Origin of the sequence: Kitasatospora sp. NPDC058032, assembly GCF_042885845.1 — a bacterium.
Classification (GTDB): domain Bacteria; phylum Actinomycetota; class Actinomycetes; order Streptomycetales; family Streptomycetaceae; genus Kitasatospora.
Genome location: NZ_JBHVRK010000003.1, coordinates 261,745 through 284,450, shown reverse-complemented (window position 1 = coordinate 284,450; position 22,706 = coordinate 261,745). Strand labels below are relative to the sequence as shown.

Here is a 22,706-nt window from a genome sequence, read left to right as displayed (position 1 = left end):
TGCGCAAGGGTGAATGTGCGATTGCCCGGGTCCACGGCCATCTGCGAGGGTGGGCCCGTGGTCGAGAACGTCGAGAACGCCGAGAGCCCCGAAAGTGCCGGGAACGCCGAGCGCGCCGTGAACGCGTCCGGAGGGGCGGTCGCCCCCGCCGTCCTGAAGGAGCGCCGGGTGGAGGACGCCGCCACCCTCAAGGCCCTGGCCGACCCGCTTCGCCTGGCGATCCTCGACGTCCTGATGGCGGCGGGCGACTCCGGCCCGCTCACCGCCAAGGAGATCGCCGCCGCGCTCGACGAGCCGCAGACCAAGCTCTACCGGCACATCAAGCAGCTGGAGAAGGTCGGCCTGATCGGCGTCGCCGGCACCCGGCTGGTCTCCGGCATCGTGGAGAGCCGCTACGCCCCGGCCCAGGCGTCACTGCGGGTCGCCCCGGAGATCTTCGCGCCCGGCTCGCCGACCCGGGTCGACGCCTACGACGCCCTGCTCGCCGCGATGGACCGCGTCCGCGGCGACTTCCGCGCCCACGCGGTGGCCGACCGGATCGACTTCGGCACCTCGCGGGAGGCCGATGCGACCGGTCTGCCGGGCATGTTCTCGCACTTCACGTACCGGCTCACCCCTGAGCGGATGCGCCGGCTGCGCCGTCAGCTCGACGAGATCTTCGACGAGTTGAGCGCCGAGGGGGAGAGCGACGCCGAGGACGCGGTGGAAGCGACCCTGTTCACCCTGCTCTACGGCGTCCGCTCCGAGCAGGGGACCGACTCTCGGACTGATACCCGACCGGGCACGGAATCGTAAACGTCGGGCGGACTGTCGGTGCCATGGTTCACGATGACTTAATGCCATACGAACTTCAGGCGCTGATCGGCCCGGCGGAGCTGGTCGCGGTGGCGGCCGCCGAGGTTTCGGCGGCCCGTCCGCGACCGCTCGCCCAGGGCCTGGCGCTGATCCCGGCCACCCCCGAGTTCCTGGCGGCCCTCCGGTTCGGCGACGAGGAGCCCGCTTCCGCGGGCGCCGCCGGCTTCCACTGGTTCTCCGTCGGCCTCGAACGCCGGCTCGCCGCCTGGTCCAAGGCCGGCCCGATCGCCTGCGTGGAGGCCGACTTCTTCGGCGGCACCGGCACCCAGCGCGCCGCCCTCTGGGCCGACGGCCGCCTCGCGCTCGGCCCGTTCACCGGCGGCGAGCCCGGCCCCTTCCCGCCCGAGGGCAGCCCGATCTCCCTCGTCCTGCGCCACCTCGGCGTCCACCTCCCGGCCGGCACCGCCGACCGCGACGAGTTCGACGCCGTCGGCCTCGCCGCCCACCGCACCACCGCCGCCTGGGCCACCCCTGACTGACACCCGGCGAACGCCCCCCAGCGAACGACGGCGGCCCCGGTCGGAAGCCCCTTCCAGAGCTCCCGGCCGGGGCCGTCGCTCGGCTCAGCGGTAGTTCACGTACTGGATCGCGAAGTCCAGGTCCTTGCCCTTGAGCAGCGCCTGGACGGCCTGCAGGTCGTCACGGCTCTTCGAGCTCACCCGGAGCTCGTCGCCCTGGACCTGGGCCTTCACGCCCTTGGGGCCCTCGTCACGGATGATCTTCGCGATCTTCTTGGCATCGTCCTGGGAGATGCCCTCCTTCACGTCCGCGAAGATCTTGTACTCCTTGCCGGACAGCTGCGGGTCCTTGGTGTCCAGCGCCTTCAGCGACAGACCGCGCTTGATGAACTTGCTCTGCAGCACGTCCAGGATGGCCTTGACGCGCTCCTCGCCGTTGGCCTTCATCTCGATCGTCTCGCCGGAGCGCTTGATCTCGGCGCCGACGTTCTTGAAGTCGAAGCGCGTGGAGATCTCGCGGGAGGTCTGGTTGATCGCGTTGTCGACCTCCTGCCACTCGACCTTCGAGACGATGTCGAAACTGGAGTCGGCCATGGGTGTTGGTCTCCTTGATGTTCTGGCTGCACTGAGGCGGCCCGCCCACCGGGCGCCCGCCGCCCCAAGCCTATCCAGCCCACCCCCGCCCCCGCCCGGGACAGCCACGCCACACCCGTCGATCCCGCCCCACAGAACCGGGTGGCGAACCACCCCCCGGCATCGGGTAAGGTTTACCCAGTCGAACGGGGCAAGCCCCTGGGAGGCAAAAATCCTGGCTGGTTGCCCGAGCGGCCAAAGGGAGCAGACTGTAAATCTGTCGCGCAAGCTACGCAGGTTCGAACCCTGCACCAGCCACAGGATAGATGGACGGCCCCCGATTCACGGAGACGTGAGTCGGGGGCCTTTCGTCGTTTTCGGGGGTCATCGGGGGAGGGCGAGGAGGAGGGCGGCGGCGGTGGGGGTGTCGGGGGCGGTGTGGGTGGGGGTGGGGTGGGACGGGGGGAGGGGCGGGGGCGGGGTGGGGGTGATCCAGATGGAGCGGAGGCCGGTGGCGTGGGCGCCGGCGAGGTCGGTGTCGGGGTTGTTGCCGACCATCCAGTCGGCCGAGGTGAGGGTGCGGCCGAGGCGGGCGGCGGCGAGGTGGAAGATCCCGGGGTCGGGTTTGCGGGCGCCGGCCTCCTCGGAGACGCAGACGACGTCGACGGCGGGGAGCAGGCCGGTGCGGGCGAGTTTGGCGCGCTGGATGTCGGTGGAGCCGTTGGTGACGACGGCGATGGTCCAGCCGGCCGCGCGGAGTGCGGCGAGGGCTTCGGGGACGCCGGGGATCAGGCGGGTGCGGGCGGCCTCGTGGGTGACGTGCTGCTTCCACAGGGTGGCGCCCGAGTAGGGGAGGCGGAAGCGGGTGCCGATGCGGCCGAAGCCGGAGGGGGAGCGGTCGGCGCGGAAGAGGGCGTAGACGACGGGGGCGGCCTCGGGGGGCAGGTCGTGGGCGGCGCAGAAGGCGGGGGTCCAGGCCTCGGGGCCGCCGTCGCGTTCGACCAGGGTGTGGTCCAGGTCGATGAGGAGGAGGGGTGAGGAGGAGGGCAGGACGGAAGGGAAGAGCTGAGGGTGAGGTGGCATGTGCGGAGGGTAGCGGATGAAGGGGGGTGGGGGTTATTGCGAATGGCTTGCAATTACATGAGCAAGGCAGCACAGTGGTGGGGCAGGGTGGGACCGGACCGTTCAGCTCGGCCGCCGGGAGTCCTTCCCCAGAGCCGATCGTCTTCCCAACCGGCGCCCGCCGGGACAAGCGGTCCGCCCATCCTGTCCAGCCGCCGTCAGGGGCCCGTCAAGAGCGGGCGACGGCGCGTCAGGAACGCGTAGGGGCCGTGGGGTGGGACCGGCCGCCGCCCGCAGGATCGGAGCAGCCGATCGACTGCGGAGGTTCCGTCCGATGTCCAGCCCCCTCGCTCCGGCCGCCGCCGCGGCCCCCGCGGTCGAGCCCGAGTCGCCGGATACCGGCGCGAGCGCGGCGGACCGGCACCGGCTGACCGCGCTCGGGGGTCTGGCGGCACTGTCGTTGGACGCGATGGCCTCGGTGGCGTACGGGCCGGAGTCGGTGGTGCTGGTGCTCGCCGCGGCGGGGGCGTACGGCCTGGGGTTCACGCTGCCGGTCACGGCGGCGATCGCGGTGCTGCTGGCGGTGCTGGTCGCCTCCTACCGGCAGGTGATCGCGGCGTTCCCGGACGGCGGTGGCTCCTACGCGGTGGCCAAGGCGCACCTGGGCCGGCGGACGGCGCTGACCGCCGCGGCCTCGCTGGTGATCGACTACATCCTGAACGTGGCGGTCTCGGTGACGGCCGGCGTGGCGGCGCTCACCTCCGCCGTGCCGGGTCTGTACGGGCACCGGGTCTGGCTCTGCCTGGGCGTGCTGGCGCTGGTGACGGCGGTGAACCTGCGCGGGATCGCCGAGTCGGCCCGCTGGTTCATGGCGCCGACGGCCGTCTTCGTGCTGTCGATCCTGACGATCGTCGTGGTCGGCCTGTTCCGGGACGCGCCGGTGAGCACGGCGGCGGCCGACGGCCACGCCTCCGTGCTGGCCGACAACGCGACGGCGGTGGGCGCGTTGCTGCTGCTCAAGGCCTTCGCGGCCGGGTGTTCGGCGCTGACCGGCGTGGAAGCGGTGGCGAACGCCGTCCCGTCCTTCCGCGTGCCGGGCGTGAAGCGCGCGCAGCGCACCGAGGTCGCGCTCGGCGCGCTGCTCGGTGTGATGCTGATCGGACTGGCCGTGCTGATCGGCCGCTTCCACCTCCAGCCGGTCGAGGGCGTCACCGTGCTTGCCCAGTTGGCCGACGCCTCGCTCGGGCACGGGGCCGGCTTCTACCTGGTGCAGTTCGCCACCGTGGTCCTGCTGGGCCTGGCCGCCAACACCTCCTTCGGCGGCCTGCCGGTCCTGCTCCACCTGCTGGCCCGCGACAACCACCTGCCGCACGTCTTCGCCCTGCGCGCCGACCGCCAGGTGCACCGGCACGGGGTGCTCTTCCTGGCCGCCGTCTCCGCGCTGCTGCTGGTCGGCTCGGGCGGCGACGTCAACAGCCTGGTCCCGCTCTTCGCGATCGGCGTGTTCGTCGGCTTCACGATCTGCCAGGTCGGCATGGTCCGCCACTGGTGCCTGCTCAAGCCGGCCGGCCGGCGGTGGAAGGCGGCGCTGAACGGGTTCGGCGCGCTGCTCACCGGCACCGCCGCCCTCGTCGTCACCGGCACCAAGTTCACCGAGGGTGCCTGGGGCATCTGCCTGGCCCTTCCGCTGCTGGTGCTGCTGTTCGAGGCGGTGCACCGCGGCTACGCCCGGATCGGTGAGCGGCTGGAGCTGGGGCGCGTGCCCGGCCCGCTCACCCCGCAGCGCAGCCTGGTCGTGGTCCCGGTCACCGCGATCACCCGCCTCACCCGCGACGGCCTGTCCGCCGCGCTCTCGCTCGGCGACGAGGTCCTCGCCGTCACCGTCGTCCACGAACCCGCCGAGGCGGAGGCGCTGCGCCGGGACTGGGAGCTGTGGCGGCCCGGCGTGCCGCTGATCGAGATCGCCGACGACCACCGCCGCCTCGGGCAGCCGATCGCCGCCTTCGTCAACGACCTCGCCGCCGAGCACGTCTACGACCGTCTCACCGTCCTCATCCCCGAGGTCGAACCCGCCCGCCCCTGGCAGCGCGCCCTGCAGAACCGCCGCGGCGCCGTCATCGACCGGGCGCTGCGCCGGCACACCGACGCGGTGGTCTGCCGGCTCCGGCTGCGGATGTGAACGGCGCGGGGCTGTGAACGGCGCGGGGCTGTGAACGGCGCGCGGACGCGAACGGCGCGGGGCTGTGAACGGCGCGGAGAGGCGGGCGGGGCGCGGAGGTGAACGGCGCACAAATGCGAACAGCCCCCCCTGATGGAATTGCGGGGATATGTCCCATGTAAATGGAGTGATCGTCATATCTTGACGATGTCTTAACGGCCCTCCTTGACGCCCTCGAAACGCCCCCGACCCACCCGGAACGCCCGTCCATAGCGGCTGCGACCAGCGGAAACATCCCGCCCGTCCGTCCCGCCGGACGCCGCGGGCACGCCGGAACGGCCCATTGCGCGCCCGTCGCACGCGCTTACGCTCGCCGATGTGTTCAACGTGCCCCAGGCGCTCAAGCGCCTCGTGATCGGCAGGGCCATGCGCAGCGAGGAGCTCGGCGAGACGCTGCTCCCCAAGCGCCTGGCCCTGCCGATCTTCGCCTCCGACCCGCTCTCCTCGGTCGCCTACGCGACCCAGGAGATCCTGCTGGTGCTCACCGTCGGCGGCACCGCCTTCCTCTACCTGACCCCGTGGGTCGCGGCCGGCGTGGTCGCGCTGATGGCGGTCGTGGTGATGTCCTACCGCCAGGTCGTGCACGCCTACCCGAGCGGCGGCGGCTCCTACGAGGTGGTCTCCCGCAACCTGGGCGCCAACTCGGGCCTGGTGGTGGCCGCCTCGCTGCTGGTCGACTACGTGATGACGGTCGCCGTCTCGGTGGCCTCCGGCGTGGACAACATCATCTCGGCGCTGCCCTCGCTGGCGGACCACCGGGTGGAGCTGGCGCTCGGCTTCGTCCTGCTGCTGATGGCGATGAACCTGCGCGGCGTGCGCGAGTCCGGCAAGGCCTTCGCCGCACCGACCTACCTCTTCATCGGCGCGATCCTGCTGATGGTGGTCACCGGTCTGATCCGGGTGGCGTTCGGTCACGCGCCGGTGGCGTCCAGCGCCGGGTACGGGATCGTTCCGGAGGACGGCAAGGACAGCCTGGCGGGGCTCGGGCTGCTGATGCTGGGCCTGCGGGCCTTCGCCTCCGGCTGCACGGCGCTGACCGGGGTGGAGGCGATCTCCAACGGCGTGCCGGCGTTCCGGGCGCCGAAGTCGCGCAACGCCGCCGCCACGATGGCCGTGATGGGCACCACGGCCGTGGTCATGTTCGTCGGCATCACCTCCCTGGCGCTGATCTCCAAGGTCCACATCACCGACGACACCTGCCACCTCACCGGCTTCCCCGGGGACTGCGCGAGCGCGCCGCAGCAGACCGTGATCGCCCAGCTGGCGGCGGCGATCTTCGGCGGCGACCACAGCGTCCTCTTCTACGCCGTGCAGGCGGTCACCGCGCTGGTGCTGATCCTGGCGGCCAACACGGCGTTCAACGGCTTCCCGCTGCTGGCCTCGATCCTGGCCGAGCACCGCTACCTGCCCCGCCAGATGCACACCCGCGGCGACCGGCTGGCCTTCTCCAACGGCATCATCGCGCTCGCGGTGGTGGCCGGCGGGCTGCTCTGGCTGTACGACGCGGACGTCACCAGCCTCATCCACCTCTACATCCTGGGCGTCTTCACCTCGTTCACGCTGTCGCAGATCGGCATGGTGCGGCACTGGAACCGGGCCCTGGCCGGCGAGACCGACCCGTCGGTGCGCGGCGCCGCCCAGCGCTCCCGGGCGATCAACTTCTTCGGCGCGGTCACCACGGCGCTGGTGCTGGTCATCGTGCTGCTGACCAAGTTCACCCAGGGCGCCTGGCTGGCGGTGGTCGCGGCGGTGGTGCTGTGGCTGATGATGCGCGGCATCCGCCGACACTACGACGGCGTCGCCGAGGAGTTGGCGGTGGACGACGCACGGGCCGCGGCGGTGCGGCCGTCCAAGGTGCACGGCATCGTGCTGGTCTCCCAGGTGCACAAGCCGACCCTGCGGGCGCTCGGTTACGCGCAGGCGTTCGCGCCGGACTCGCTGGAGGCGCTCACCGTCGCGGTGGAGCAGGACGCCACCGGGGAACTGGAGCGCCGGTGGCGGGAGCTGGACGTCCAGGTGCCGCTGAAGGTGCTGGACTCGCCGTACCGGGAGATCACCAAGCCGGTGGTGCAGTACGTGCGGGACCGGCGGCGCAGCAGCCCGCAGGACGCGGTGGCGGTGTTCATCCCCGAGTACGTGGTCGGCCGCTGGTGGGAGCACCTGCTGCACAACCAGTCGGCGCTCTGGCTGAAGAGCCGGCTGCTGTTCACACCGGGGGTGATGGTGATCAGCGTGCCGTGGCAGCTGACCTCCTCCAGCCGGGCGAACCGGCCCTCGCGGCGCGCCCCCGGCGCGGTCCGGCGCGGCGAGCCGGCGGCCCGCCCGGAGCGTGGGACGGAGCGCGGGACGGAGCGCGAGGAGTCGGAGCACGAGAGGTCGCCCGAGCGCGCGTAGCCACCGCGCGGGGGAGGACCAGGGCCCCGGACGGCACCCGCCGTCCGGGGCTTCCGCGTACCCGGTCACGGCCCGGACAAGCCGCCGTATGGAGCCCGTCAACAATCGAACGGGCGCCGTATGGAGGGCGTCAAGAGATCCGTTGACGCTCCGTGAGCGCGGTTGGCTGGCCTTGCCGGCCCGCCGCCGGCGCCGTGCCCCGCAGGCCCGTGGTTCGCCCCGGACGCGGGCGGCGGCCACTTCCGAGCCACCGTGGTGGAGTCATGTCCGATCTCATCTACGTCGCCGTCACGCTCGCCGTGTTCGGCGTCATCGCCCTGATCGCGCGGGGGGTGGAGAAGCTGTGAGCGTGGAGAACGTCGTGGGTCTTTTTGTGGCCGTCGCGCTCGTCGGCTACCTCGTCCTGGCGCTGATCTACCCGGAGAAGTTCTGACATGGGCTCGACTCTCGCGGGCTGGCTGCAGGTCCTCGCCCTGGTGGGCGCGTTGGCCCTGTGCTACCGGCCGCTGGGCGACTACATCGCCCGCATCCTCACCACCTCCAAGCACCTGAGAGCCGAGAAGGCGCTCTACAAGGTGATCGGCGTGGACGCCGACGCCGACCAGCGCTGGCCGGTCTACCTGCGCTCGGTGCTGGCCTTCTCGGCCGTCTCCGTCCTCTTCCTCTACGGCCTGATCCGCCTCCAGCAGTGGCTGCCGCTGAACCTCGGCGTGCCGCGGATGGAGGGCCATCAGGCGTGGAACACCGCGATCTCCTTCGTGGCCAACACCAACTGGCAGTCCTACAGCGGCGAGGCCGCGATGGGACACCTGGCCCAGATGGCCGGCCTGGCGGTGCAGAACTTCGTCTCCGCGGCCGTCGGCATCGCCGTCGTCGCCACCCTGATCCGCGGCTTCACGCGCAACCGCACCGACCGGGTCGGCAACTTCTGGGTCGACCTGACCCGGATCAGCGTGCGTCTGCTGCTGCCGGTCGCGATCGTCTTCGCCCTGGTCCTGGTGGCGAGCGGCGTGGTGCAGAACTTCCACGGCTTCCACGAGGTGGCCGGCCTGGCGGGCGACCCGCAGGCGATCCCGGGCGGGCCGGTGGCCTCGCAGGAGGTCATCAAGCTGCTGGGCACCAACGGCGGCGGCTTCTACAACGCCAACTCGGCGCACCCGTTCGAGAACCCGAGCGGCTTCTCCAACCTGGTCGAGGTCTTCCTGATCCTGCTGATCCCGTTCGCGCTGCCGCGCGCGTTCGGCCGGATGGTGGGCGACCACCGTCAGGGCTACGCGATCGTCTCGGTGATGGCGCTGTTCTGGATCGCCTCGACGGCGCTGGTCACCCTCTCCGAGTCGCAGCACGCGGGCAGCGCCCTGCAGGCGGCCGGCGGGGCGATGGAGGGCAAGGAGCAGCGGTTCGGCATCGCGGCGTCCAGCCTGTTCGCCGCGACGACGACGCTGACCTCGACCGGCGCGGTGAACTCCTTCCACGACTCGTACACGCCGTTCGGCGGCGGTCTGACGATGTTCAACATGATGCTGGGCGAGATCGCGCCCGGCGGGGTGGGCTCGGGCCTGTACGGGATGCTGGTGCTGGCGGTCGTGGCGGTCTTCGTGGCCGGTCTGATGGTCGGGCGCACCCCGGAGTACCTGGGCAAGAAGCTCGGCGGGCGGGAGATGAAGTTCGCCTCGCTGTACATCCTGACCACGCCGACGATCGTGCTGGTCGGCACGGGTGTGGCGATGTCGCTGCCGGGCGAGCGGGCCGGGATGCTCAACACCGGCGCCCACGGCTTCTCCGAGGTGCTGTACGCGTTCACCTCGGGCGCGAACAACAACGGCTCGGCGTTCGGCGGCATCACCGTCAACACCGACTGGTACGACACCGCGATCGGCCTGGCCATGGTGTTCGGCCGGTTCCTGCCGATGGTCTTCGTGCTCGCCCTGGCCGGCGCGCTCGCGCAGCAGCAGCCGGTCCCCGCCACCCCGGGCACCCTGCCCACCCACAAGCCGCTGTTCGTGGGCCTGCTGTCGGGCGTCGTCCTGATCGTCGTCGGCCTCACCTACTTCCCGGCCCTGGCTCTCGGGCCGATCGCGGAAGGTCTCTCCTGATGTCGTCCACCCTTACCGACAAGCCGGCCCCGCAGCCGCAGGCGGCGTCCGCCGAGGCGCCGCACAGAGCGGCCGGCGGCCTGCTGGACCCCAAACTGATCCTGGCGTCCCTCCCGGACGCGGTGAAGAAGCTCGACCCCCGGGTGATGGTCAAGAACCCGGTGATGTTCGTGGTCGAGGTCGGCTCGGTCGTCACCACCGTCTCCGCGATAGCCGACCCGTCGGTGTTCGCCTGGTCGATCACCGTCTGGCTCTGGCTGACCACCGTGTTCGCCAACCTGGCCGAGGCCGTCGCCGAGGGCCGCGGCAAGGCGCAGGCGGACACCCTGCGCCGCGCCAGGACCGACACCACGGCCCGCCGCCTCACCGACTGGCCGGCGACCCGGGCCGAGGAGGAGGTGGCCGGCACCGCGCTGCGGCTCGGCGACCACGTGGTGGTCGAGGCCGGCCAGGTCATCCCGGGCGACGGTGACGTCGTCGAGGGTGTCGCCTCCGTCGACGAGTCCGCGATCACCGGCGAGTCCGCGCCGGTGATCCGGGAGTCGGGCGGTGACCGTTCCGCTGTGACCGGCGGCACCAAGGTGCTGTCCGACCGGATCGTGGTGAGGATCTCCTCCGAGCCCGGCAAGACCTTCATCGACCGGATGATCGCCCTGGTCGAGGGCGCCGCCCGGCAGAAGACGCCCAACGAGATCGCGCTCAACATCCTGCTGGCCTCGCTGACCATCGTCTTCCTGGTCGCGGTCGTCACCCTGCAGCCGATGGCCACCTACGCGGGTGCCCCGCAGTCGATGATCGTGCTGGTCGCGCTGATCGTGGCGCTGATCCCGACCACCATCGGCGCGCTGCTCTCGGCGATCGGCATCGCCGGCATGGACCGGCTGGTCCAGCGCAACGTGCTGGCGATGTCCGGGCGCGCCGTCGAGGCCGCCGGCGACGTCAACACCCTGCTGCTCGACAAGACCGGCACCATCACCCTCGGCAACCGCCAGGCCGCCGAGTTCCTCGCGGTGACCGGCGTGTCCACCGACGAACTGGCCGACGCCGCCCAGCTCTCCTCGCTGGCCGACGAGACGCCGGAGGGCCGCTCGATCGTCGTCCTGGCGAAGACCGGCTACGGCCTGCGGGCCCGTGCGCAGGGCGAGCTGGCCCACGCCACCTGGGTGCCGTTCACCGCGCAGACCCGGATGTCCGGCGTCGACCTCGACGAGCCGGAAGGGCTCCAGCAGGTCCGCAAGGGCGCGGCCTCGGCCGTGTCCTCCTGGGTCACCGGCAACGGCGGCACCGTCACCGAGGAGGTCTCCTCCCTGGTCGACGGCATCTCCGCGGCCGGCGGCACCCCGCTGGTCGTCGCCACCAGGGCCGGTGAGACGCCCGCCCGGGTCCTGGGCGTCATCCACCTCAAGGACGTGGTCAAGGAGGGCATGCGGGAGCGGTTCGACGAGCTGCGCCGGATGGGCATCAGGACCGTCATGATCACCGGTGACAACCCGCTGACCGCCCGGGCGATCGCGGAGGAGGCGGGCGTGGACGACTTCCTCGCCGAGGCCACCCCCGAGGACAAGATGGCCCTGATCAAGAAGGAGCAGGCCGGCGGCAAGCTGGTCGCGATGACGGGCGACGGCACCAACGACGCCCCCGCCCTCGCCCAGGCCGACGTCGGTGTCGCGATGAACACCGGCACCATGGCGGCCAAGGAGGCCGGCAACATGGTCGACCTGGACTCCAACCCCACCAAGCTGATCGAGATCGTCGAGATCGGCAAGCAGCTCCTCATCACCCGCGGCGCCCTGACCACCTTCTCCATCGCCAACGACGTCGCGAAGTACTTCGCGATCATCCCGGCGATGTTCGCGGCCGTCTACCCGGGCCTGGAGAAGCTGAACATCATGCACCTGCACAGCCCGCAGTCCGCGATCACCTCGGCCATCGTCTTCAACGCCCTGGTCATCATCGGCCTCATCCCGCTGGCCCTGCGCGGCGTGCGCTACCGCCCCACCGACGCCGGCTCCCTGCTGCGCCGCAACATCGGCCTCTACGGCTTCGGCGGCCTGGTCGTCCCCTTCATCGGCATCAAACTGATCGACCTGGTCGTCCAGTTCATCCCCGGCCTCAACTAGCAAGAGAGGAGAACGCATCATGTCCAAGCCCCTGCCCACCGCCGTGCGCACCCACCTCACCGCGCTGCGCGCCCTGCTGGTCCTGACGGTGCTCCTCGGCATCGCCTACCCGCTGCTGGTCACCGGCATCTCCCAACTGGCCTTCGCCGACAAGGCCAACGGCTCGATCGTGAAGGTCGACGGCAAGGAGGCCGGCTCCAGCCTGCTGGGCCAGAACTTCAACCTGCCCAAGCAGAACCCGAACGACCCGGACGAGGCCCCCCGGCCGGACCCGCAGTGGTTCCAGCCGCGACCCGGCGCCTACGACCCCAAGGCCTCCGGCGCCTCCAACCTGGGCCCCAACAGCGAGGACCTCACCAAGACCGTCGAGGAACGCCGTCAGGCCGTCGCCGCGTTCGACGGCGTCAGCCCGGCGAGCGTCCCGGCCGACGCGGTCACCGCCTCCGGCTCCGGCCTCGACCCGCACATCTCCACCGCCTACGCCCGGGAACAGGTCGACCGGGTCGCCAAGGCCCGCGACCTGCCGGCGGACACCGTCCGCAAGCTGGTCGAGAAGTACACCGACGGACGCCCACTGGGCTTCCTCGGACAGCCGGGCGTCAACGTCGTCCTGCTGAACAAGGCACTGGTGGAACAGAAGTGACGACCACGCGCCGAACAGTCGAGTGACCCGGCCGGCCCGGGCGAGCGGAACACCCGCCGCCCGGGCCGGCCGCCCGTGTCCGCGCACCACCGACCTGCCAGCCACGCAAGGAAAGAGCAGCGCCCATGGCCCGCGACCTCACCCCCGGCACCGGTCACCGACGCGGCCGGCTGAGGGTGTACCTCGGCTCCGCCCCCGGTGTCGGCAAGACCTACCGGATGCTGGACGAGGCACGGCGCAGACACGACCGCGGCGCGGACGTCGTCGTCGGCTGGATCGAGTGCCACGGTCGCCGCCACACCGAGGCCATGCTCGACGGCCTGGAGGTCCTGTCGCGGGCCCACCGCTCCTACCGGGACGCCGACTTCGAGGAGATGGACCTCGACGCCGTGCTGGCCCGCCGGCCCGCCGTCGCCCTGGTCGACGAGCTCGCCCACACCAACGTCCCCGGCGGGCGCAACGCCAAGCGCTGGCAGGACGTCGAGGACCTGCTCGACGCCGGGATCGACGTCATCACCACCGTCAACGTCCAGCACCTGGAATCGCTGAACGACGTGGTCCGCAAGATCACCGGCACCCCGCAGCGCGAAACCGTCCCGGACGAGGTGGTCCGCCGGGCCGACCAGATCGAGCTCGTCGACATGGCCCCCCAGGCGCTGCGCCGCCGGATGGCCCACGGCAACGTCTACCGGGCGGAGAAGGTGGACGCCGCGCTCTCCCACTACTTCCGGGTCGGCAACCTCACCGCCCTGCGCGAACTCGCCCTGCTCTGGGTGGCCGGCCGGGTCGACGAGGGCCTGCGCGACTACCGGGCCAGCCACAACATCGACCGGGTCTGGGAGACCCGCGAGCGCGTCGTGGTCGCCCTCACCGGCGGCCCCGAGGGCGAGACGCTGATCCGCCGCGCCGCCCGCATCGCCGACCGCATCGCCGACCGCACCGCCGGCGGCGACCTGCTCGCCGTCCACGTCACCCGCAGCGACGGCCTGGCCGGCGCCTCCTCCGGCGCCCTCGCCCAGCAACGGCAGCTGGCGGAGAGCCTCGGCGGCAGCTACCACGTGGTCGTCGGCGACGACATCCCCACCGCGCTGCTCGCCTTCGCCCGCGCCCACGACGCCACCCAGCTCGTGCTCGGCACCAGCCGGCGCGGCCGGATCACCCGCTTCCTCACCGGCCCCGGCATCGGCGAGACCACCGTGGACGCCTCCGAGGACATCGACGTCCACATGGTCACCCACGCGTTCACCGGCCGCGGCCGGCTGCCCGCGCTCGGCCGCCGCCACTCCCGGCGGCGCACCGTCGCCGGCTTCCTCGCCGGCCTGGTGCTGCCCTGGCTGCTGACCGCGCTGCTCTCGCAGTTCCACGAGACCGTCAACCTCACCACCGACGCGCTGATCTTCCAGCTCGGCGTGGTGGCGGTGGCGCTGCTCGGCGGCGCGACCTCGGCCCTGGTGGCCTCGCTGGTCGCCTCGGTGCTGCTCAACTGGTTCTTCATCCCGCCCGTCCACAACTTCACCATCGGCGAGACCAACAACATCATCGCCCTGGTGGTCTTCGCCGCCGTCGCGCTGACCGTCTCCACCGTCGTCGACCACGCCACCCGGCTCACCGCCCGGGCCGCCCGGGCCACCGCCGAGGCCGAGACCCTCTCCACCCTGGCCGGCAGCGTGCTGCGCGGGGCCGACGCGCTGCCCGCCCTGCTGGAGAAGTCCCGCACCGCCTTCGGGATGCGCACCGTCGCCCTGCTGGAGCGCACCGGCGGCGAGGTGCTGGCCTCCTGCGACAGCGACAGCGACGGCGGTGGTGACGGCGGTGGTGACGGTGGTGGTGGCGGTCGTGGTGGTGGTGGCGAACCCGACCCCGGGCAGGCCGACGGGACCACCGAGGTCCCGGTCGGCGCCGACGCCGTCCTCGTCCTCACCGGCCGCCGGCTGCCCGCCGCCGACCAGCGGGTGCTCACCGCCTTCGCCGCGCACGTCGCCGCCGCCCTGGAACGCGACCGGCTCGCCGTGGTCGCCGCCGAGGTCGAACCGATCAGGGCCGCCGACCGGATGCGCACCGCCCTGCTCGCCGCCGTCAGCCACGACCTGCGCACCCCGCTCGCCGCCGCCCTCGCCTCGGTCGGCTCGCTGCGCAGCCCCGACGTCGAGTTCTCCCCCGAGGACCAGGCCGAACTCCTCGCCACCGCCGACGAGTCGCTCGTCAAACTCACCCGTCTGGTGGACAACCTGCTCGACATGAGCCGCCTCCAGGCCGGCGCGCTCACCCTGCACCTCGCCGAGACCCACCTCGACGAGATCCTCCCGCGCGCCCTGGACTCGCTCGCCGACCCGTACGCGCCCGTCCAGCCGCTCGACCTGGAGAGCGTGCCGCCCGTGCTCGCCGACCCGCCGCTGCTGGAACGCGTGCTCGCCAATGTGATCACCAACGCCCTGCGGTACAACGCCCCCGGCGCCCCCGTGCTGGTCGCCGCCAGCCACCACGCCGGGCGCGTCGAGCTGCGGGTGATCGACCGCGGCCCCGGCATCGCCCCCGAGGACCGCGACCGGGTCTTCCTGCCGTTCCAGCGCCTCGGCGACACCGACAACACCCAGGGCGTCGGCCTCGGCCTCGCCCTCTCCCGCGGCCTGGCCGAGGCCATGGGCGGCAGCCTGGAGGTCGAGGACACCCCGGGCGGCGGCACCACCATGCTGCTCACCCTGCCCGCCGCGAAGCCGTCCGCCGCGAAACTGCCCTCCGAGGGGGAGGTCCCCGTATGAGCGAGATCCTCGTCGTCGACGACGAGCCCGCGCTGCTGAGCACCCTGCGGATCAACCTCGGCGCCCGGCAGTACGCCGTCCGCACCGCCACCACCGGCGGCGAGGCCCTGGACCGCGCCGCGCACCGCGTCCCCGACGCCGTCCTGCTCGACCTCGGCCTGCCCGACCTGGACGGCATGGACGTGCTGCGCGGCCTGCGGCGCCGCAGTGCGGTGCCGATCATCGTGCTGTCCGGCCGCTCCGGCGCCGCCGACCGGATCGGCGCACTGGACGCGGGCGCCGACGACTACCTCACCAAGCCGTTCCTGATGGAGGAACTGCTGGCCCGGCTGCGCGCGGTGCTGCGCCGTCCGCCGGCCGCCGACGGCCCGGCCGCGCCCGCCCCGGTGATCGGCGGCCACACCGTGGACCTCGCCGCGACCACCGTGACCGGCCCGGACGGCCCGGTGCGGCTCACCCCGACCGAGTGGCGGATCCTCGCCCTGCTGCTGGCCAACCCGGGCCGGCTGGTGCCGGGGCGGCAGATCCTGCGCGAGGTCTGGGGACCGGCCCAGGAGCAGCGCGGCAACTACCTGCGGGTCTACCTGGCCGGGCTGCGGCGGAAGCTGGAGCGCGACCCGGCGCGGCCGCGCCATCTGATCACCGAACCGGGGATCGGCTACCGCTACGAGCCCTGAGGCCCTCCCGGGCGTCAACGAACCGTCAAGGACGGCGACCGCGCCGCCAACAGGCCGTCAAGAGGCGCCGGAACCACCCGTTCGCGGGCGTAGCGTCAGCGGTGAGGAAGCGGCCCCGCTCCATGTGGGGAAGTCCGGGGCCGCTTCGCCGCTCAGGCGGCCGGCAGTGGGGGAGGGGCGCGCGGCACAGGGCCGCGCGCCCCGATCACTCGTTCGGCCCGCGCCCGTCCGTGCCGTCCGACTGCCGGGGCAGCGCCAGGACCACCGTGTCGGCGAACTCGCGCACCGCGCTGGTCCGGCTGACCACCCGTCCGCTGTGCACCACCAGCCGGCTGTGCCCGCCCGCCAGCGCCCCGGCCAGGCTGTCCCCGCGCACCGCCAGCAGTTCGGCCGGGAAGCCGGCGTCCACCCGTACCGGCGGCAGCCCGAGCGCCACCCGCGCCTGGTTGGAGACCGCGTCGTACGCCGCCTCCACGTCCATGACGCCGCCCGCCACCAGCAGGTACGCGGCCTCCAGCGGATCGGCCCGTCCGACCGGGTTGGCGCCGTCCCGCAGCGATCCGCTGCCGGCCGCCAGCGGCACCCGGGCCTTCACCAGCTCGCGCAGCAGGGCCGGCCGCTGCCCGGCGGCCAGGCCTTCGAGCCCCGCGCAGCCGCCGCTCTGCGGCAGGCAGACCACCCGGATGCCGGCGCTGGCCAGCACCGTCGAGGCGCCCGGTGCCAGCGACCCGCACGGCCCGACCACCACCCGCGGCCGCAGCGGCGCGAGCGCCCCGGCCAGCCGGGCCAGCCGGCCCGGGTCGGCGGCGGTGGTGTGCAGGTCCACCGGGCAGTCCGCCTCCCGGGCGGCCTCCAGCAGCAGCTCGACGTAGCCCGCCGGGTCCGGGTCCAGCTCGGGGCAGCCGCCGGCCGCGGTGGCGCCGAGCTTGAGCGCCTCCCGCAGCTGGGCCCGGCCGTCCGCCCCGGCCCGGCCGGTGAGCAGCCGGGGCATCGCCACGGCCTGCAGCTCGGCGAGGCCGCGCAGCGCCTGCTGGGCGGTGAGCACCGCCTCCAGCCGGCGCAGCCCGTGCACGTCGCCGATCCGGACGTGGGTGCGCTGGGCGGTCGAGCCGTAGCCGAGCGAGGTCAGCGCGGCCTCGGTGACCCGGCGGGTGAGGTCGGTGGAGGTCTCCGGCGGCGGCGCGGTCAGGGCGGCGGAGAAGGCCACGTCGTAGTGGGCGTGCGCCTCGGCGGGGGCCGGCAGCAGCAGATAGCCGCGCAGGTCGATCCGGGCGCCGGTGGTGACGGTGGGGGCGCCGGGCAGCGCGGGCAGCGGGCCGAGCCCGCCGGCGGTGCCGACGGCCTGGATCCGGTCGCCGCTGATCCGCACGTCCACCACCCGGCCGTCCGCCAGCCGGGCCCCGGTGAGCAGCAGGACGGGTCCGTGCCCGAGCGGGTTGGCGGCCGGGCCGGGGCCGGGCTGCGGTCCGTCGGCGGCTGCGCTGTCCATCGCCCGGCTCCTTCTCGCGTCCGGCTCCTGCTCGCGTCAATGAGCGCCGAGCCTATGGGCGGCGGGCCCGGGGTGCCGGGAGGCGGGCAATAGTCGTATCGGGTCGGGCCGCCGCCGGGGAGGCCGGTCGAACGCCCGGCCTTCGATCGATCGGCCGTGCGTGCCGTGGACCTGCGGACTTCGCCGCCGGATACGGATTTCACCTCTGGGCGCGGAACGTGTAATCTCTTCCTCGTTCGCCCCTATAGCTCAGTCGGTAGAGCGTCTCCATGGTAAGGAGAAGGTCTGCGGTTCGATTCCGCATGGGGGCTCTGGTGAGAAGGAGTCAGCCTCGGCTGTGCTCCGGATCACTGTGGCGGTGTAGCTCAGTTGGTAGAGCAAGCGGCTCATAATCGCTGTGTCACCGGTTCAAGTCCGGTCACCGCTACCCCGCGTAGTCGGTCGGGAGATCGCACTCCCGGTCGGCTACTCTTGTCTGTGTTCTTATTCATTGTCCAAGGAAGGCACTCCCGTGGCTGCCACCGATGTCCGCCCGAAGATCACGCTGGCCTGCGTGGAGTGCAAGGAGCGGAACTACATCACCAAGAAGAACCGGCGTAACGACCCGGACCGTCTTGAGATGAAGAAGCACTGCCCCCGCTGCAACTCGCACACTGCGCACCGCGAGACCCGCTGACCCTGTCGTAGGGCATCGGGCCTGTGTGAATTCAGGTCTTTGACTCCGGGCCGCATCCCTCACTGGGTTGCGGTCCGGAGTTTTTTTCGTTTGTCCACCGCGTTTCCGAGGAGCTTGCCGATGGCGCTCGACCCCTCCTTCATCGGGCGGACGTATCCGCCCACCGAGCCCTACGAGGTCGGTCGCGAGAAGATCCGCGAGTTCGCCGTCGCGGTGGGTGACGCCAACCCGGCGTACACCGACCCGGAGGCGGCCAAGGCGCTGGGTCACCCGGACGTGATCGCCCCGCCGACCTTCCCGATCCTGCTCAGCATGCGGGCCTCCGCCCAGGTGGTGCAGGACCCGGAGCTCGGTCTGGACTACAGCCGGGTGGTGCACGGCGACCAGAAGTTCGTCTACACCCGCCCGGTGCGGGCCGGCGACCGGCTGACCGTGGCGGTCACCGTGGACAACATCAAGTCGCTGGCCGGCAACGACGTACTCACCGTGCGTGGTGAGATCGCGGACGAGTCGGGCGAGCACGTGGTGACGTCCGTCATGACCCTGGTGGCCCGGGCCGCCGACGAGACGACGGGGGAGTGAGCCCGATGACGGTCCGCTACGACGAGGTCGAGGCCGGCACCGAGCTGCCGGCGCAGTCCTTCCCGGTGACCCGCGCCACCCTGGTGCAGTACGCGGGGGCCTCCGGCGACTTCAACCCGATCCACTGGAACGAGAAGTTCGCCCTGGAGGTCGGCCTGCCCGACGTCATCGCGCACGGCATGTTCACCATGGCCGAGGCGATCCGGGTGGTCACCGACTGGGTCGGCGATCCCTCCGCGGTTCTCGAGTACGGCGTCCGGTTCACCCGTCCGGTGCCGGTGCCCAACGACGGGGTCGGCTCGGTGATCGAGGTCTCCGGCAAGGTGGCCAAGCTGCTCGACGACCACAAGGTCCAGGTCGACCTGCTGGCGACCTACGGGGGCCAGAAGGTGCTCGGCATGTCCCGGGCGGTCGTCCGGCTGGCCTGAGCGCGCCCCGGCCCGGGCGGGGCGGCGGACGGGACCCCCGTACGCTGGGGGACGTGCTGGAAGAACTCGACGCCCCCCTCGCCCCGCTGACCACCCTGCGGCTCGGCGGCCCGGCCCGCCGCCTGGTGACCGCGCACACCGATGACGAGGTGATCGCCGCCGTCCGCGCCGCGGACGCGGCGGGGGAGCCGCTGCTGGTGATCGGCGGCGGCTCCAACCTGGTGATCGGCGACGCCGGCTTCCCCGGCACCGTGCTGCGGATCGCCACCACCGGCTTCGTCCTCGACGGCACCGCGCTGGAGCTGGCGGCCGGCGAGGTGTGGGCCGAGGCGGTGGCCCGCACCGTCGACGCGGGCCTGGCCGGCATCGAGTTCCTGGCCGGCATCCCCGGCTCGGCCGGTGCCACCCCGGTGCAGAACGTCGGCGCCTACGGCCAGGAGGTCGCCCAGACGGTCACCGAGGTGGTCGCCTACGACCGTCGCTCCGGCGAGACCGTCACCCTCGGCAACGCGGCCTGCGCCTTCTCCTACCGGCACAGCCGCTTCAAGGCGGACCCGGACCGCTACGTGGTGCTGCGGGTCCGCTTCGCGCTGGAGGACGCCGCCGGGCGCTCCACCCCGGTCCGCTACGCCGAGGTCGCCAAGCACTTCGGGGTGGCCCAGGACGAGCGGGTCGGGCTGCGCGAAGCGCACGACGCGGTGCTCGGCCTGCGGGCCGGCAAGGGCATGGTGCTGGACGCGGCCGACCACGACACCTGGTCGGCGGGCTCCTTCTTCACTAACCCGGTGCTGAGCGCCGACCAGTACGCCGCCTTCCTGGCGGTGGCCGCCGGGCGCGAGCAGGCCGCCCCCGCCTACCCGGCGCCGGACGGGTGCACCAAGACCTCGGCCGCCTGGCTGATCGACAAGGCCGGGTTCGGCAAGGGCTACGGCAGCGGTCCGGCGACCCTCTCCACCAAGCACACCCTGGCGCTCACCAACCGCGGCGCCGCCACCACCGAGGACCTGCTCGCGCTGGCCCGCGAGATCCGGGACGGCGTGCGGGCCGCCTTCGGGGTGGAGCTGGTCAACGAGCCGGTGATGGTGGGCGTCAGCCTCTAGGGCCGGGCCGCTCAGGCGGTCAGCCAGCTGTCGATGTCGGCCAGCAGCTCCTTCTTCACGCTCTCCGGCGCGCAGGAGCCGCGCACCGACTGGCGGGCCAGCTCGGCCAGCTCCTGGTCGGAGAAGCCCAGGACGTCGCGGGTCAGGTCGTACTGGGCGGCGAGCCGGGTGCCGAACAGCAGCGGGTCGTCGGCGCCGAGCGCGAGCGGCACCCCGGCGTCGAACAGCCGTCGCAGCGGGACCTCCTCGGGGTGCTCGTAGACGCCGAGCGAGACGTTGGAGGAGGGGCAGACCTCGCAGGTGATCTGACGGTCGGCCAGCCGCTGCATCAGCCGCTCGTCCTCGGCGGCCCGCACGCCGTGGCCGATCCGGCCGGCGCCGAGGTCGTCCAGGCAGTCCCGGACGGACTCCGGGCCGGCCAGCTCGCCGCCGTGCGGGGCGGCCAGCAGCCCGCCCCTGCGGGCGATGTCGAAGGCCCGGTCGAAGTCGCGGGCCAGGCCGCGCCGCTCGTCGTTGGAGAGCCCGAAGCCGACCACGCCCCGGTCGGCGTACCGGACGGCGAGCCGGGCGAGCGTCCGGGCGTCCATCGGGGACTTCATCCGGTTGGCGGCGACCAGGACCCGGATGCCGACCCCGGTGGCCGCGGCGGCGTCGTCCACCGCGTCCAGGATCAGTTCCAGGGCGGGGATCAGACCGCCCAGCCGGGGCGCGTAGGAGGTCGGGTCGACCTGGATCTCCAGCCAGCGGGAGCCGTCCCGGCGCTCGTCCTCGGCGGTCTCCCGGACCAGCCGGCGGATGTCGCTCTCGTCGCGCAGGCAGGAGCGGGCGGTGTCGTAGAGGCGCTGGAAGCGGAACCAGCCGCGTTCGTCGGTGGCCCGCAGCTTGGGCGGCTCGCCGGAGCTGAGCGCCTCCGGCAGCCGGATCCCGTGCTTGTCGGCCAGTTCGAGCAGGGTGGCCGGGCGCATCGAGCCGGTGAAGTGCAGGTGCAGGTGGGCCTTCGGAAGGTCCCTGACGTCTCGCGGGTTCAGCAGGCGTTCCATTCACGAATCCTGCCGCATCAGGGGGGCCCACGGGAACCGCCCTCTTCCCGTCCCCCGAAGGGGTGGAAAGAGGGCGGTCCGGTCAAGCGATGTTGACGAGCTCCGACGAGCGAGCCCAATGGCGTCAGTCCCGGGCCTCGGCCAGCAGCTTCTGGACGCGCTCGACGCCCTCGGCGAGGTCGGCGTCGCCCAGCGCGTAGGAGAGCCGCAGGTAGCCGGGGGTGCCGAAGGCCTCGCCGGGGACGACCGCGACCTCGGCCTCGTCCAGGATCAGCGAGGCCAGCTCGGCGGAGGTCTGCGGGCGGCGGCCGCGGATCTCCTTGCCCAGCAGGGCCTTGACGGACGGGTAGACGTAGAAGGCGCCCTCGGGCTCGGGGCAGACCACGCCGTCGATCTCGTTGAGCATCTTCACGATGGTGCGGCGGCGCCGGTCGAAGGCGGTGCGCATCTCGTGGACGGCGGACAGGTCGCCGGCGACGGCGGCCAGGGCGGCGCGCTGGGCCACGTTGGAGACGTTCGAGGTGGCGTGCGACTGCAGGTTGGTCGCGGCCTTGATCACGTCCTTGGGACCGATCACCCAGCCCACCCGCCAGCCGGTCATCGCGTAGGTCTTGGCGACGCCGTTGACCACGATGGTCTTGTCGGCCAGCTCGGGCAGCAGGGCCGGCAGCGAGGTGAACTCCGCGTCGCCGTAGACCAGGTGCTCGTAGATCTCGTCGGTGAGCACCCACAGCCCGTGCTCCAGCGCCCAGCGGCCGATCGCCTCGGCCTCGGCCCGGGTGTACACCGCGCCGGTCGGGTTGGACGGCGAGACGAACAGCACCACCTTGGTGTTCTCGGTGCGGGCGGCCTCCAGCTGCTCGACCGAGACCTTGTAGCCGGTGGTCTCGTCGGTCACGACCTCCACCGGCACGCCGCCGGCCAGCTGGATCGACTCGGGGTAGGTGGTCCAGTACGGGGCCGGGACGATGACCTCGTCGCCCGGGTCGAGGATCGCCGCGAACGCCTCGTAGATCGCCTGCTTGCCGCCGTTGGTCACCAGGACCTGGGAGGCGTCCACCGCGTAGCCGGAGTCGCGCAGGGTCTTGGCCGCGATCGCCTCCTTGAGCTCCGGCAGGCCGCCGGCCGGGGTGTAGCGGTGGTTCTTCGGGTCACGGCAGGCCTCGACGGCCGCCTCGACGATGTAGTCCGGGGTGGGGAAGTCCGGCTCGCCGGCGCCGAAGCCGATGACCGGACGGCCGGCCGCCTTGAGGGCCTTGGCCTTGGCGTCCACGGCGAGGGTGGCGGACTCGGCGATCGCGCCGATCCGGGCGGACACGCGGCGGTCGGCGGGGCGGACGGAACTGTCGGGCTGCGGGGTGGAAGCGCTCATGCCTGCATGGTCGCAGACCGCACACGGCCCGGGCATGGCGGTTTCACGATATGTACGGGGCAGTCCACATGGCGGCCCGCCGGGACCCGGGCGACAGCCGGAAAAGAAGAGGTTCGACCAAACGCCCTCCGACCACGTACACTCACTGCTCGACGGCCACCGAA

General features: G+C 72.5%; 19 protein-coding genes and 3 tRNA genes. 17 read left to right on the top strand and 5 right to left on the bottom strand.

All coding sequences use genetic code 11. From position 1 onward, the window contains the following. The first annotated feature begins 57 nt into the window (after positions 1–57). Positions 58–795 carry an ArsR/SmtB family transcription factor gene (locus ACFVUH_RS06760; protein ID WP_387911595.1) on the top strand — a complete coding sequence of 246 codons (738 nt, stop codon included), beginning with the start codon at positions 58–60 and terminating at the stop codon, positions 793–795. Between the two features lie 41 nt (positions 796–836). After that, positions 837–1,334 carry a hypothetical protein gene (locus tag ACFVUH_RS06755; protein WP_387911593.1) on the top strand — a complete coding sequence of 166 codons (498 nt, stop codon included), beginning with the start codon at positions 837–839 and terminating at the stop codon, positions 1,332–1,334. An 84-nt stretch (positions 1,335–1,418) separates the two neighbouring features. On the opposite strand, the gene ACFVUH_RS06750 is transcribed toward ACFVUH_RS06755, so the two are convergent. Then, positions 1,419–1,907, bottom strand: coding sequence for a YajQ family cyclic di-GMP-binding protein (locus ACFVUH_RS06750; RefSeq protein WP_355358207.1), 489 nt, complete (start codon positions 1,905–1,907; stop codon positions 1,419–1,421). A 216-nt stretch (positions 1,908–2,123) separates the two neighbouring features. On the opposite strand from ACFVUH_RS06750, the gene ACFVUH_RS06745 reads away from it, so the two are divergent. After that, positions 2,124–2,204, top strand: a tRNA-Tyr gene (locus ACFVUH_RS06745). A gap of 66 nt (positions 2,205–2,270) precedes the next feature. Here ACFVUH_RS06745 and ACFVUH_RS06740 read toward each other — a convergent pair. Beyond that, positions 2,271–2,969, bottom strand: a complete 699-nt coding sequence (locus tag ACFVUH_RS06740; RefSeq protein ID WP_355358210.1) for an HAD family hydrolase — start codon at positions 2,967–2,969, stop codon at positions 2,271–2,273. A 313-nt stretch (positions 2,970–3,282) separates the two neighbouring features. On the opposite strand from ACFVUH_RS06740, the gene ACFVUH_RS06735 reads away from it, so the two are divergent. The 8 genes from ACFVUH_RS06735 (at position 3,283) to ACFVUH_RS06700 (ending at position 15,855) form a co-directional block, all read left to right on the top strand. After that, the gene (locus tag ACFVUH_RS06735; RefSeq protein WP_387911591.1) at positions 3,283–5,127 is read left to right on the top strand and encodes an amino acid permease; all 1,845 of its coding nucleotides are present in this window, start codon (positions 3,283–3,285) and stop codon (positions 5,125–5,127) included. 405 nt (positions 5,128–5,532) lie between these two features. Further along, on the top strand, positions 5,533–7,560 hold the full coding sequence (locus tag ACFVUH_RS06730) for an APC family permease (RefSeq protein WP_387911819.1): 2,028 nt from the start codon (positions 5,533–5,535) through the stop codon (positions 7,558–7,560). A gap of 343 nt (positions 7,561–7,903) precedes the next feature. After that, a complete protein-coding gene (gene kdpF / locus ACFVUH_RS06725; RefSeq protein ID WP_355358216.1) occupies positions 7,904–7,993 on the top strand; it encodes a K(+)-transporting ATPase subunit F in 90 nt (29 codons plus the stop codon). A 1-nt stretch (position 7,994) separates the two neighbouring features. Continuing rightward, complete coding sequence (gene kdpA, locus ACFVUH_RS06720; protein ID WP_387911588.1) at positions 7,995–9,656, top strand: potassium-transporting ATPase subunit KdpA; 1,662 nt, start codon at positions 7,995–7,997, stop codon at positions 9,654–9,656. Continuing rightward, the gene (gene kdpB / locus ACFVUH_RS06715; protein WP_387911586.1) at positions 9,656–11,776 is read left to right on the top strand and encodes a potassium-transporting ATPase subunit KdpB; all 2,121 of its coding nucleotides are present in this window, start codon (positions 9,656–9,658) and stop codon (positions 11,774–11,776) included. Before kdpA ends, kdpB begins: the two co-directional genes overlap by 1 nt. Before the next feature lie 19 nt (positions 11,777–11,795). Continuing rightward, entirely contained in the window at positions 11,796–12,419 is a 624-nt protein-coding gene (gene kdpC, locus ACFVUH_RS06710; RefSeq protein ID WP_387911584.1) for a potassium-transporting ATPase subunit KdpC, read from the top strand. Between the two features lie 125 nt (positions 12,420–12,544). Beyond that, positions 12,545–15,178, top strand: a complete 2,634-nt coding sequence (locus tag ACFVUH_RS06705) for an ATP-binding protein (protein WP_387911583.1) — start codon at positions 12,545–12,547, stop codon at positions 15,176–15,178. Beyond that, complete coding sequence (locus ACFVUH_RS06700) at positions 15,175–15,855, top strand: response regulator (RefSeq protein ID WP_387911581.1); 681 nt, start codon at positions 15,175–15,177, stop codon at positions 15,853–15,855. Before ACFVUH_RS06705 ends, ACFVUH_RS06700 begins: the two co-directional genes overlap by 4 nt. 205 nt (positions 15,856–16,060) lie before the next feature. Here ACFVUH_RS06700 and ACFVUH_RS06695 read toward each other — a convergent pair whose 3' ends face one another. Next, on the bottom strand, positions 16,061–17,344 hold the full coding sequence (locus ACFVUH_RS06695; protein ID WP_355358234.1) for a hydrolase: 1,284 nt from the start codon (positions 17,342–17,344) through the stop codon (positions 16,061–16,063). A 238-nt stretch (positions 17,345–17,582) separates the two neighbouring features. Between ACFVUH_RS06695 and ACFVUH_RS06690 the strand changes: the two genes are divergently transcribed. From ACFVUH_RS06690 to ACFVUH_RS06665, 6 genes are all read left to right on the top strand, one after another. After that, a tRNA-Thr gene (locus ACFVUH_RS06690) sits at positions 17,583–17,655 on the top strand. Positions 17,656–17,698: 43 nt separating this feature from the next. Continuing rightward, a tRNA-Met gene (locus ACFVUH_RS06685) sits at positions 17,699–17,771 on the top strand. An 84-nt stretch (positions 17,772–17,855) separates the two neighbouring features. Then, the gene (gene rpmG / locus ACFVUH_RS06680; RefSeq protein WP_006604855.1) at positions 17,856–18,020 is read left to right on the top strand and encodes a 50S ribosomal protein L33; all 165 of its coding nucleotides are present in this window, start codon (positions 17,856–17,858) and stop codon (positions 18,018–18,020) included. 120 nt (positions 18,021–18,140) lie between these two features. Next, the gene (locus tag ACFVUH_RS06675; protein ID WP_355358237.1) at positions 18,141–18,602 is read left to right on the top strand and encodes a MaoC family dehydratase N-terminal domain-containing protein; all 462 of its coding nucleotides are present in this window, start codon (positions 18,141–18,143) and stop codon (positions 18,600–18,602) included. A gap of 5 nt (positions 18,603–18,607) precedes the next feature. Next, a complete protein-coding gene (locus tag ACFVUH_RS06670) occupies positions 18,608–19,030 on the top strand; it encodes a MaoC family dehydratase (RefSeq protein WP_355358240.1) in 423 nt (140 codons plus the stop codon). Between the two features lie 53 nt (positions 19,031–19,083). Then, positions 19,084–20,130, top strand: a complete 1,047-nt coding sequence (locus tag ACFVUH_RS06665) for a UDP-N-acetylmuramate dehydrogenase (protein WP_387911580.1) — start codon at positions 19,084–19,086, stop codon at positions 20,128–20,130. Positions 20,131–20,141: 11 nt separating this feature from the next. Here ACFVUH_RS06665 and ACFVUH_RS06660 read toward each other — a convergent pair whose 3' ends face one another. Then, a complete protein-coding gene (locus ACFVUH_RS06660) occupies positions 20,142–21,170 on the bottom strand; it encodes an adenosine deaminase (protein WP_355358243.1) in 1,029 nt (342 codons plus the stop codon). 124 nt (positions 21,171–21,294) lie between these two features. Then, on the bottom strand, positions 21,295–22,542 hold the full coding sequence (locus ACFVUH_RS06655) for a pyridoxal phosphate-dependent aminotransferase (RefSeq protein WP_355358246.1): 1,248 nt from the start codon (positions 22,540–22,542) through the stop codon (positions 21,295–21,297). Positions 22,543–22,706 lie beyond the last annotated feature (164 nt).